Origin of the sequence: Microvirga lotononidis (assembly GCF_034627025.1) — a bacterium.
Classification (GTDB): domain Bacteria; phylum Pseudomonadota; class Alphaproteobacteria; order Rhizobiales; family Beijerinckiaceae; genus Microvirga; species Microvirga lotononidis.
Genome location: NZ_CP141048.1, coordinates 3820001 through 3832361, shown reverse-complemented (window position 1 = coordinate 3832361; position 12361 = coordinate 3820001). Strand labels below are relative to the sequence as shown.

7 protein-coding genes, 1 tRNA gene and 1 rRNA gene (1 of these 9 only partly in view) are annotated in these 12361 nt (G+C 63.2%); 3 read left to right on the top strand and 6 right to left on the bottom strand.

Annotation, left to right across the window (positions count from 1 at the left end):
• Positions 1-8 precede the first annotated feature (8 nt).
• From U0023_RS18140 to U0023_RS18120, 5 genes are all read right to left on the bottom strand, one after another.
• On the bottom strand, positions 9-512 hold the full coding sequence (locus tag U0023_RS18140) for a peptide deformylase (protein ID WP_009492308.1): 504 nt from the start codon (positions 510-512) through the stop codon (positions 9-11).
• Between the two features lie 48 nt (positions 513-560).
• Entirely contained in the window at positions 561-956 is a 396-nt protein-coding gene (locus U0023_RS18135) for a VOC family protein (RefSeq protein WP_009492306.1), read from the bottom strand.
• Positions 957-1448: 492 nt separating this feature from the next.
• Positions 1449-2489, bottom strand: coding sequence for a hypothetical protein (locus U0023_RS18130; RefSeq protein ID WP_009492304.1), 1041 nt, complete (start codon positions 2487-2489; stop codon positions 1449-1451).
• A complete protein-coding gene (locus U0023_RS18125; protein ID WP_009492302.1) occupies positions 2489-5383 on the bottom strand; it encodes a penicillin-binding protein 1A in 2895 nt (964 codons plus the stop codon). Before U0023_RS18125 ends, U0023_RS18130 begins: the two co-directional genes overlap by 1 nt.
• A 191-nt stretch (positions 5384-5574) precedes the next feature.
• Positions 5575-6333 (bottom strand): SDR family oxidoreductase, encoded by a 759-nt coding sequence (locus U0023_RS18120; protein WP_009492300.1) that lies wholly within the window; start codon positions 6331-6333, stop codon positions 5575-5577.
• Between the two features lie 176 nt (positions 6334-6509).
• On the opposite strand from U0023_RS18120, the gene U0023_RS18115 reads away from it, so the two are divergent.
• Positions 6510-6929, top strand: a complete 420-nt coding sequence (locus U0023_RS18115; protein ID WP_009492298.1) for a DUF1236 domain-containing protein — start codon at positions 6510-6512, stop codon at positions 6927-6929.
• Positions 6930-7005: 76 nt separating this feature from the next.
• Here U0023_RS18115 and U0023_RS18110 read toward each other — a convergent pair whose 3' ends face one another.
• A complete protein-coding gene (locus U0023_RS18110) occupies positions 7006-9432 on the bottom strand; it encodes a DNA translocase FtsK (RefSeq protein ID WP_322883756.1) in 2427 nt (808 codons plus the stop codon).
• A gap of 1241 nt (positions 9433-10673) precedes the next feature.
• Here U0023_RS18110 and U0023_RS18105 point away from each other — a divergent pair.
• Together U0023_RS18105 and U0023_RS18100 are read left to right on the top strand one after the other, a co-directional pair.
• Positions 10674-12160: ribosomal RNA gene (locus U0023_RS18105) — 16S ribosomal RNA — on the top strand.
• Positions 12161-12327: 167 nt separating this feature from the next.
• A tRNA-Ile gene (locus U0023_RS18100) sits at positions 12328-12361 on the top strand; it runs 43 nt beyond the window's last position.

The following is a 12361-nucleotide window of genomic DNA, read 5'->3' as shown; positions in this document are numbered from 1 at the left end:
CTCCACCATCAGGCCCTGATGCGATGGAGCTTTTCGAACCGCTTGATCAAGCGGTCCCGCTTCAACTTCGACAGACGGTCGATCCAGAAGATGCCGTCGAGCTGGTCGATTTCGTGCTGAAGGCAGACAGCCATCAGGCCTTCCGCCTCCTCCTCACGTTCCGTGCCGTCGATGTCCCTGTAGCGGACCCGCACGCGGGCGTGACGTTCCAACTCATCCGTGACGCCCGGCATCGAGACGCTTCCTTCCACATGACGGATCATGTCGGAAGAGGACCAGACGACATCCGGATCGACATAGATGTGGGGCGCATGATCGGATTCCAACTGGATCACCACGAGCCGCCGGAGGATGCCGACATGCGGCGCCGTGATCCCGATGCCGGGAGCCGCGTGCATGGTTTCCACCAGATCGCGGGCGAGCGTCCGCACATCCTCATCGATGGAGCCGACGGGCTCCGCCTTCCGGCGCAGGCGAGGATCGGGGAAGCGGACAATCGGTCGGATGGCCAAGTGTGGTCTCTCAGGCAGGATCGATTTGGGCTGATCGACAGGTTCAGGCTACTTGTAGCGACCGCCGCGCTGAAGCACTTCGATCTTGTACCCGTCCGGGTCCTGCACGAAAAAGAACCGCGCGGGCGGCTTCCCTTCGAGCTTCAGTTCCTTGAGCGGCGTAGGGCTCAGGCCAAGCGTTTCGAAACGGGCATGCTCCGCCTCGAGATCGTCCACGGAAAAAGCGAGATGCCCATAGCCGTCACCGAGGACATGGGGCTCGGTCCGGCCATGATTGATCGTCAGCTCCAGCTCGAACTCGCTGTCCCCATTGCTGAGATAGACCAGCGTGAAGCCCTCGAACGCCAATCGCTCCGCTACCTTGAGGCCGAACGCCTTCTCATAGAATGAGAGGGAGCGCTCCTCGTCGAGCACCCGGATCATCGAATGAATGGCCTTGGCCATGGAAGGGTACCTTTACTGCAGCGGCCGACACCCGGCGGGTGACGGGACCTGGAAAAATCCGACAACGGGTTCGGGAGATAACAGTGCCGGCCGCCGAACGAAAGAGCGCCGGGAATAGTCGCGAACATCTGTTCGCCCTTCGCACAAAAAAAGCCTTCCCTGGCAGGACCAGGGAAGGCAAGTTCGGGAGGAAGAAACGCTGACTGCCGGCCCCAACAACCTCGGAAGGCGATTGTTACTCCTGTGCGGCGTTCCACCACACCTGTCATCAGTGATCCAGAGGGTGAGGGAGGTCTTCGAACGTGGCGCAATCAAGGAAATTTGATGCTTGCCAAGGTTCGGAAACGACGTTTTCCAAGGAACATTGATCAAGCTGAACGCTTGATCTGGTACGGAGGCACCATTCCCCGCAACCCCTTGTCGCCTCCGCACACTCAGCAGCCCCGTTCGGCCTAACTGGAACGGGGCTTTTTCGTCTGCATATCACTGCATTTATTGCTCCAACTGCCCGGCGATGGCGCGGATGCGGTTGCGGACGTAATCGGGAAGCCCGGCACTGATGGAGCTGCCGGAGTTGAACGAACTTTTGCCCATCAGAACCTGCGCAGGAATGAGGTTCCTGAGCACGGGAACGTTCTCGAATTCCTTCTTGCGCTCCAGGACGTCGGTCTCGACCCCAAGGGTCATGAACATGGTCACGACCGTCTTGCCCGTCTCGCCGGGATAGGGCTGCAGGACAGCCACCAGCTTCCCGAACTGCATGACCTGATTCACGTGGAAGATCGTCTGTTCCAGCACCCCGGCTACCGGAGCGTCCAGGCCGGTGAGCTTGGCATAGCCAGCCCGTTCGATCTCCTCAGGCGGAAGCGTACGGATCTCCGTCTGGAAATCCATGAACTCGGAGATTTTCTTACCGCCCTCCTCCAGCTTGTTGGCAAGCCGGATGCCGACCGGGAGCTTGCCTTCCAGCGGATAGCGGGACTCGATGCACAGGCTTCCCTCCGGCTCGCACCAACGCCGGTTCGGATGGCGCTGATAGGCGCTCTCCGGGTCCGCCTGCGGAGCGGCCTGATCCGCCGTGATGCGGCGATGCTTGATGGCGGGATCGATCTTTTCGAGCACCTCGACCTGCGTGTAGCGCTTGAGATCGATGGCGTCGGGCGCCTTGTCGATCAGGAACCGCGCCTCCACCACGTACATGTGGAGCTTCTCGGTATAGGCTTTCGGGATGCCGTGGACCGAGATCGTAATGGTCGGTTCGACGTAATCCGGATAGGGGCTCAGGAGCCGCTTCTGCAGGGGTCTCTCGCGCGCCCAGTCCTCGAACCGCATCAGGCCCGTCCCGGCATCGGCCAGCTTGTCGTCCCGATGATCGCTGAAGAGGATGATCCCGGGCTTCAGCCTAGCCGGCGCCACCGTCGTCACGGACGCGACCTCGTCGATCTTGAAGCCCTGCGCTTCCAGCGCGCCCGCCGAGGCAACAAGAGTGGCCAGGACGGCCAGAGCCAGTCCGAAAGGCTTTATCGATATCATCAGTAAACCTGTCCGTTGCGCCAGAAGTAATCCGGGTCCACCCTTCGGGGGCGTTGCGGTGCATCGTCCTCCCACCACCAGCGGAAGCCCCGCTCGGGCTCGGCCTGACGGCGGGACGGCGGAGCGGACTGGCGCAGGCTCTCCAGCCAGCCCGGTCCCTGCGCGTATGGACCATCCTCGTAATAATCCGGCCCGCCTCTCTCCTCGCCGTCGCTCCACGGATCGGGATTACGGAAGGCATACACTTCCGATTGCGGCACGAGACGGTACTGCGTCTCGTTCAAGCGCCCGAACCAGCTGAGCCGGAAATGCTCCGTGAAGCCCTTGCCCTGCCCGTCGGTCAGCCTGTCGCCGGTGTTGAGGTCGATCGGAAGGGCAATCATCTGCTTGGCCGTCTGAGGCGAAGGCGGGCTGAGCGGCGCCTTCGGCACGTGGTTGTCCCAGGCGGCCTGGAGAATGGATTGAAAGATGGGAGCCGCCACCTTGCCGCCGGTCTGCCCGCGGCCGAGCGTCCGGCGCTTGCCGTCGGCATTGTCATGCCCCACCCACACGGCAATGGTGACGTCGTTGGTGAACCCGACGAACCAGGCGTCGTTCTCGTTGTCCGACGTTCCCGTCTTACCCCCGGCATAAGGCGCCAGCGCCTTGAGCGAGCGGGCGGTCCCACGTTCCAGCACGCCCTGCAACATGGTCTTCAACTGATAGAAGGCGACAGCGTCGGCGGAGCCGAGCCGGGCGAGCGCGTTGGCTTTGCGGCTGTAGACCGGGCGCCCATCCTGTTCCACGCTCTCGATGGCATGCGGCACCGGCATTGCGCCCTCATTGGCGACCGCCGCGTAGAAGGCGGCCAGATCGAGGATCCGCACCGGCTGCGCTCCCAGGACGAACGGATAATACGGCGAGCATTCCAGATAGAGCTGCGCTTCGAGCGCGAGCTCGCACACGCGCTTCAGGCTCTGCTCCGGCGTGGCCTCGATGCCGCCGTCGAGCAGGCGCGCCGTCACGAGATTCTTGGAGTTTTCGAGCGCCCGACGCAGAGTCACGATGCCGGAACGGCCGCCGTCGAAGTTCTTCGGGCTCCAGGAATCGCCAGCGCCCGCATTCGCCCCTCCGCCCACGGGCGGCAGCGTCACCGGTGCATCCCAGACCAGCGTGTTGGGCTGCAGCCCCTTCGACAAAGCAGCGAGATAGGTCAAGGGCTTGAACGCCGAGCCCGGCTGTCGCTGCGCCTGCGTGGCCCGGTTGAGCTGGCTCAACGGATAGGAGAAACCGCCCGTCATGGCGAGGATCCGACCGGTCCTGTTCTCCAGAACGACCGCACCGCCCTGAACGGCGGGAGGCGTCCGAAGATCGGCACGAACCGCGCCCTTGCCCTTCTGCTCGATCACCTGGACGCGCACCACGTCGTAGAGCTTGAGGTCTCTTCTCGCCGCTTCCCAGGCGCTCAACGGCAGAACGCGGCCATCCGCGAGGCCGACCCGCAGGACGTTGGCGCCCGTTTTCCGATCCCTTCCCTTCTCGACGACGACGGCCGCGGGCCAATGCACGTCATAGAGGGGCAGCCGTACAGCCTCCAATGCGCGCTTCCAGGATGGAGAATTGCCCGTCGTGGCTTCGAGCGATTTGACGGCCTGCGTAAGATTGGCCTCGGCACCCTGGTAGCGTTGCCGCCCGACGCTCAGTTCATAGCGGGCAAGACCTTCCTGCAAAGCGGCTTCGGTGGCCTCCTGCAGGACAGGGCTGATGGTGGTCCGCACCGTGTAGCCGCCGGCGCTCAGCTTCTCGATATCGGCAAGCGTCCGGGCGTCCCGGTTCACGTGATCGACGAAGTAGAATCCCGTGTTTCGCCGGATGCGTTCGAACGGCACCCGCGCCGGCAGAGATGCGATCGCCTGCTGCACCTGATCGGGCTTCAGAAATCCATCGTCCTGCATGCGGCTCAGGACGTAGGCCATGCGTTCCTGGGCGCGATCCGGCTTCGTGTCGGGATTGTAATAGTTCGGGCCTTTCGTCAGCCCTGCGAGGAGCGCCCCTTCGGAAACGGACAATGCCTTGGCGCTCTTCCCGAAATAGCTCTGGGCCGCCATCTCGATGCCCCAGGAGGAGCGGCCGAGATAGATGGAATTGAGATAGATTTCGAGAATCTCGGCCTTGCTGAGGACGCGCTCGATCCGCGAGGCGACAATCATTTCGCGCATCTTGCGATCGTAAGTGACATCGTCGCCGACGAGGAGATTTTTCGCCACCTGCTGGGTGATCGTGGAACCGCCCGCGGGCCGCCCGGGATTCGTCAGGTTGCCCATGAAGGCGCGGATCACTCCACGCTCGTCGACACCCTTATGCTGATAGAAGCGCTTGTCCTCAGCCGACACGAAGGCCTGCTGCACGCTTTTCGGAATGTCCGACAAAGGAACCCAGATGCGCCGGTGATCGGGTTCATAGACTTCAGCGAAGCGCTTGCCGCTTCCATCCAGGATCACGCTGACGCCCGGAAGCTTCAGGCCCTTCAGCTTCCCGGCATCGGGAAGCCCGGCGACGGCCGCATTGTAGTATGAGATCACCTCGCTCAGATCGACCGGCGACGGCTCGACCTTCTCGTCCTTGCAGAACTGGCGGTAGCTCGCCTGCAAGTCGTTGAAACTCAGGCCCTGCAGCACCTTCAGCTCGCCCGCGATGGCCTGCGGATCGTCCATGGCCGTCGCGATCAGATCATCGAGATTGATGTCCTCGATATCGAAGGCGCGCCGCATGTGGGTGCAGCCGTCCTTCAGGATCTGCGAGACCTGCTCCTGGTCCCGCGCGGGATCGAAGCTCGTCTTGACGGTCGCAGGATCGACGAGAACCTGACTCAATGTCAGGGCCGTTGCAAAGATCTTGACGAGAATCGCGCTCATTCCGCCGCCGTCATCGGGAACTTAAACTCCATGGGAAGACAACCGGCACGACCTGCCGAGGCTCGCATTCTGCTCCGGACAAGCTGAATGGAAGCCGTCCATCGCGGCTGATCCGGGACCGGCCATTTCCATGAGATGGGGCGGTTCAGCTTACTTCCCAGATGGGGGCGTGCCTTTCACGGCAATGTGTCTCACCCTCGCCCGACGAACGGCATCTTGGTCGCCATGACGGTCATGGTGAGCACATTCGCATCGAGAGGCAGTCCGGCCATGTAGACCACCGCATCCGCCACGTGCATGGGATCGATCCTGGGCTCGGGCGCCAGCGTTCCGTTGGGCTGCAGAACACCTTCCGTCATCCTGGTCGTCATGTCGGTGGCTGCATTGCCGATGTCGATCTGCCCGCAGGCGATGTCATAGGCGCGCCCATCGAGGGCGGTCGACTTGGTCAGCCCCAGCACGGCGTGCTTCGTCGCCGTATAGGGAGCCGACAACGGGCGCGGAGCGTAGGCGGAAACGGAGCCGTTATTGATGATCCGCCCGCCCTGCGGGTCCTGATCCTTCATGATCCTGAACGCCTCCTGCGTGCACAGGAAGGTCCCCGTCAGATTGGTGTCGACCACCTTCCGCCACTGCTCGAAGGGGATATCCTCCAAGGGGACGGCAGGCGAGCCCGTTCCGGCATTGTTGACGAGAAGATCGAGCCTCCCGAAAGACCGTTTGGTCGCGGCGAACAGGGCCGCGACGGAGGCCGGATCCGTCACATCGGTCGGCACGAGAAGCGTCGAGCCAGGTTCTGCCGCGATATCCCGCTCGGCCGCCTCGAGGGCATCCCGCCGCCGCCCCGCCATGACGACGCTGTAGCCGGCTTTCAGGAGCCCGGCGGTGATCGCCTTGCCGACTCCCGTTCCCGCTCCCGTCACGATCGCAACCTTGGAACGCTCAGCCATCCTATCCTCCCGCCCTGCTCCTATCCGTCATGACAGATGCATTTGAGGGCGGGAACGGCAAGGACAAAAGACCGGCTTGCTCACACCTTTCAAGTTTGAGGTGCGTCGTTAGGAAGATAGGGAACCGGCCAAGCTTTCCTGCGTTCGCATGGTGCCAATCGGAAAAGGAATCCGTCATGCGCAACTACTTCCCAGTCTCGGCCGCCCTCCTGACTCTTCTGGCTCTTCCCCTGGCCGCCTGCCAGAGCAACACTGAAGCCGGCGCGGCCACCGGAGCCGCGGGCGGTGCCCTGACGGGCGCCGTCGTCGGCGGGCCTGTGGGCGCCGTGGTCGGCGGCGTCGCCGGTGCCGCTGTCGGCGGCGCTCTTACTGCTGAGGAGCAGAACCGAGTCCACACCTATGTCGTCGCCCAGCGCCGTCCCACGATGCGTGTGGCGGAGGAAGTGACTGTCGGCCAGCCTCTGCCGCCGCGGGTCAGGCTCTATCCGGTTCCGCAAAGCGTCGGCCTCCGGAATCCCTACAGCTATACGATCGTGAACGACCAGACCGTCCTGGTCGATCCGCAGACGCGGACGGTCGTTCAGGTCATCCAGTAATTCAACCGCTCTCACAAAGGGAAGAAAGGCGGCCTGCAAGGGCCGCCTTTTCCATTGTTGGAGTTCGGGCGCGAGATCAATCGTCCATGTCGAGATGGTTGATCAGAATCTCGCGTTTACCGGCATGGTTTGCGGGGCCGACGATGCCCTCGTTTTCCATGCGCTCCATCAGGGAGGCGGCGCGGTTGTAGCCGATCTGCAGCCGGCGCTGGATGTAGCTCGTCGACGCCTTCTTGTCGCGCAGCACCACCGCCACCGCCTGGTCGTACAGATCCCCGCCCGGCGCCCCGAACTCGCCCTGGTCGAACACCGGCGCATCGGCGCCGGCCCCGCCGCCCTCGTCCTCCTCGGCCGTGACCGCCTCCAGGTACTGCGGCCGGCCCTGGCGCTTCAGATGCGCCACCACCTTCTCCACCTCCTCGTCCGAGCAGAACGGCCCGTGCACGCGGGTGATCCGCCCGCCGCCGGCCATGTACAGCATGTCGCCCTGGCCCAAGAGCTGCTCGGCGCCCATCTCGCCCAGGATCGTGCGGCTGTCGATCTTCGAGGTCACCTGGAACGAGATCCGGGTCGGGAAGTTCGCCTTGATCGTGCCGGTGATCACGTCGACCGACGGACGCTGGGTGGCCAGGATCACGTGGATGCCGGCGGCGCGCGCCATCTGGGCCAGGCGCTGGATCGCGCCCTCGATCTCCTTGCCGGCCACCATCATCAGGTCGGCCATCTCGTCGACGATCACCACGATGTAGGGCAAGGCATCGAGATCCATCACCTCGTCCTCGTACACCGCCTCGCCGGTCTCGCGGTCGAAGCCGGTCTGCACCGTGCGGGTGATGGTCTCGCCGCGCGCCTTGGCCTCGACCACGCGGGCGTTGAAGCCGTCGATGTTGCGCACGCCGAGCTTCGACATCTTGCGGTAGCGGTCCTCCATCTCGCGCACCGCCCATTTGAGCGCCACGACCGCCTTCTTCGGGTCGGTGACCACCGGGGTGAGCAGATGGGGAATGCCGTCATAGACGGACAGCTCGAGCATCTTCGGGTCGACCATGATCAGGCGGCACTCGGCGGGCGAGAGCCGGTAGACCAGGGACAGGATCATGGTGTTGATCGCCACCGACTTGCCCGAGCCGGTGGTGCCGGCCACCAGCAGGTGCGGCATGCGGGCGAGATCGGCGATCACCGGCTCGCCGCCGATGGTCTTGCCCAGGCACAGGGCGAGCTTCTGCTTCGAGGTCTCGAAGTCCTGGGAGGCAAGCAGCTCGCGCAGGTACACGGTCTCGCGCTTGTGGTTGGGCAGCTCGATGCCGATGGCGTTGCGGCCCTGGACCACGGCGACGCGGGCCGAGACCGCGCTCATCGAGCGGGCGATGTCGTCCGCCAGCGAGATCACCCGCGACGACTTCGTCCCAGGCGCCGGCTCCAACTCGTACAACGTCACAACAGGTCCGGGCCGGACGTTGATGATCTCGCCCTTGACGTTGAAGTCCCACAGCACGTTCTCGAGGGTCGCCGCATTCTCCTGCAGCACTTCGACCGGCACTTCGGCACTGTCCCAGATCTTCGGCTCGGCCAGAAGTTCCAGAGCCGGGAGCTCGAACTCGAACGAGGCTCTTACGGGCGCAGAGACGCCGATCGACACCGAGGCATAATTGTCGCGGCCCTCACGACGGAAGCTGTCATTGGCGGCAGCGGGAACGGGCGGATTGGCGGTGAGGCGCGGCTTCGGCGCGACGACTGCAGCACGCCGCGTCGGCCCCTCGATGACATCGTCGTCCCCTGCGAGGTCATCGACATGCTCCATGTGCATGTCGACTTCGGCTTCAACGTCGTCCTCATCCTCTTCCCACGGCAGAATCTCGGGTTCCACCGGCGGTGCAGGGGGAGCCGGCGGAACACGCGGCCTAGCCGCCGCCGGAGGCGCCGCTTTCTTCACGACCGGCACATTCTTCTCCTGCTCGGCCCGAACGGGTGCGACCGAGGCGGAGCGCATCGGCGCGGGTGCCGCCGCCGGGACCGGCTCCACGGGAGCAGGCAGAGTCGGATCCAGGAGATATGTCCCTGGCTGCCACATGAAGCTGTAGGTTTGCTGGACGGTAGACAGCTCGAATGGAGCGGGGCTGCTCTTGGCCGGAGTTTCGGCCGGCGTCACGACCTTCGGGGTGGGAGCAGGCTCGGCAGTCGCGGGAGCGGGCGCGACCTGCGCCCGCTGAGATACGTCTGCACGCGGCCGCACGGGCGGCACCCGCTTGGCCGGGTCCGGCACATGCGAAGGCGCGCGGGTGAAGGCGCGCGGCGCGCCGTTCCCAACCTCCTGGGACGCGGCCTTGTTCTGCAACGCAAGCAGTCTTTCCTGGACGGCCGGCGCAGGATCCGCAGCCCGGGCCGACGCGATTTCCTTGGACTGGCGGCCGAGAGCATCGGGCGTCGCTTGAGCAGGCGTCTGCATCCGGCGCTCTTTCAGCACCCGTTCAGGCGTGCGCGTGAAGCGGACCTCCGGCGACATGGAGAACGACTGTTCCCAGACCTCCCCGCGCGGAGCGCCGTTGGGGCCCCTGTCTCGCGAGGTCCGGTCCCCAACACGGGCCCGATCCTCCGCCGTTCTCGGCCGCGACGGCTCTCGCCCACGCTCAAACTCGTTCATCGATCCGCGCCCATTCTGCCTGTGTGGTTCGAGATATGAAGCCTGCCGTCCTCCCGGCGCGGGAGCCTGCGGAAGCCCGACAGACGGGCCCTTCTGGCCTTGATCGGCGAACCCGGAATTCTGTTCGTCGTCCCGAGGGAGAGAGCCATAACCGTGGGCGGCGGAAGGCGGAGACCGTCGTTTGAAATGCATTGTCTGTTATGGTGTTGGGGCCGACCCGGTCAGCCCGAGAGGAGGTTCTCTCCGATTACGCCTGCCAAAGGTAAAAAGAGGATTAGGAGGCGAACACGAGGCAGGCTGCGGGCGATTTGTCCCCAGCCGGAAACTTTGTTCCCACACCTTCAAAAGCGGCCCGGCTCTCCCTATATCCCTGAGGCACCAAGGCACTCCCCTCCCCTACTGCCCATTTCCCGACGAGAGACTTTGAAGATGTCTCTTGCCAAACGGTGTGGAGGGTTTATAGGAGCGCCTCCCTGGCGGGGCGTGTTCGCGAGAGCGTGGCCTTGGCGGGGGTGATTTCCACCAGGATGGCGGCTGCTGCGGATCCGGGCCCTTTGTCGGGGCCGGGGCGGCGGGCTGCCGGGTGGGGCGGAGCGGGCGCGGCCCGGTCCGGGTCACGAGCGTCGGCGGTTCGAGGGATCGGGCCGGCCGGGCGGCTCCTCTGACGCCGATCTTATCCAGCAACGGCTGGGATGTGTTGCAGCATTCCGGTGCGGCGGCGCAGAAACGACAGCGTTTCTGCGGGGGCTGTTGCTTGGCCTTTACTTCGGTAGGGCCATGGAAGATCTCTGCCGATCGCGACGAAAGCTTGCAAAAACTTTCAGGAAGGCGGTTGACAGGGCGGCGGCCAGGGACTAGATCAGCGTCATCGGCGGCGCGGTTCGAACGAACCCTTCGCCAGGCCCTTTCGGGGTTCTGTTCTTTGACATTGTTGAGAGGGAAGAGAAGCGTAGGCGGCGGTGTCCTTGCGCCGGACCTTTTGGGGTTCGGGTGGATAGACATCGACCAGTTCTATGCTTTGGTGAGTACACCGCTTCAGGGCGACCTGGAGTGAGATGGACTCTGTCAATTTGCGTAGTGACTACAGTCGAGATCAAATTCTTCAACTTGAGAGTTTGATCCTGGCTCAGAACGAACGCTGGCGGCAGGCTTAACACATGCAAGTCGAACGGGCCCTTCGGGGTCAGTGGCAGACGGGTGAGTAACGCGTGGGAACGTGCCCTTCAGTTTGGAATAACCCAGGGAAACTTGGGCTAATACCGGATACGCCCGCAAGGGGAAAGATTTATCGCTGAAGGATCGGCCCGCGTCTGATTAGCTGGTTGGTGAGGTAATGGCTCACCAAGGCGACGATCAGTAGCTGGTCTGAGAGGATGATCAGCCACATTGGGACTGAGACACGGCCCAAACTCCTACGGGAGGCAGCAGTGGGGAATATTGGACAATGGGCGCAAGCCTGATCCAGCCATGCCGCGTGAGTGATGACGGCCTTAGGGTTGTAAAGCTCTTTCGCACGCGACGATAATGACGGTAGCGTGAGAAGAAGCCCCGGCTAACTTCGTGCCAGCAGCCGCGGTAATACGAAGGGGGCTAGCGTTGTTCGGAATCACTGGGCGTAAAGGGCGCGTAGGCGGCTTTGTAAGTCGGGGGTGAAAGCCTGTGGCTCAACCACAGAATTGCCTTCGATACTGCATGGCTTGAGACCGGAAGAGGTTAGTGGAACTGCGAGTGTAGAGGTGAAATTCGTAGATATTCGCAAGAACACCAGTGGCGAAGGCGGCTGACTGGTCCGGATCTGACGCTGAGGCGCGAAAGCGTGGGGAGCAAACAGGATTAGATACCCTGGTAGTCCACGCCGTAAACGATGAATGCCAGCCGTTGGCGAGCTTGCTCGTCAGTGGCGCAGCTAACGCTTTAAGCATTCCGCCTGGGGAGTACGGTCGCAAGATTAAAACTCAAAGGAATTGACGGGGGCCCGCACAAGCGGTGGAGCATGTGGTTTAATTCGAAGCAACGCGCAGAACCTTACCAGCCTTTGACATGTCCCGTATGAGGAGTGGAGACACGCCTCTTCAGTTCGGCTGGCGGGAACACAGGTGCTGCATGGCTGTCGTCAGCTCGTGTCGTGAGATGTTGGGTTAAGTCCCGCAACGAGCGCAACCCTCGCCCCTAGTTGCCATCATTGAGTTGGGCACTCTAGGGGGACTGCCGGTGATAAGCCGCGAGGAAGGTGGGGATGACGTCAAGTCCTCATGGCCCTTACGGGCTGGGCTACACACGTGCTACAATGGCGGTGACAAAGGGCAGCGAACCCGCGAGGGGGAGCTAATCCTCAAAAGCCGTCTCAGTTCGGATTGCACTCTGCAACTCGAGTGCATGAAGGCGGAATCGCTAGTAATCGTGGATCAGAACGCCACGGTGAATACGTTCCCGGGCCTTGTACACACCGCCCGTCACACCATGGGAGTTGGTCTTACCCGACGGCGCTGCGCCAACCGCAAGGAGGCAGGCGACCACGGTAGGGTCAGCGACTGGGGTGAAGTCGTAACAAGGTAGCCGTAGGGGAACCTGCGGCTGGATCACCTCCTTTCTAAGGATGTTCTCTTACGAGGTGGCGTCATGCCGCTTCTATCGGAACACTTGGAACACTAGGGTCAGTCAGACCCTGCTATGCGGGACGCTGCCGTCTTCGCTTCTCTTCTCAATCCGGATACATCGACCGGGGCGTTGGCGCTGCTTCAGCGCGCGCTTTGGTTGGGGCCTGTAGCTCAGGTGGTTAGAGCGCACCCCT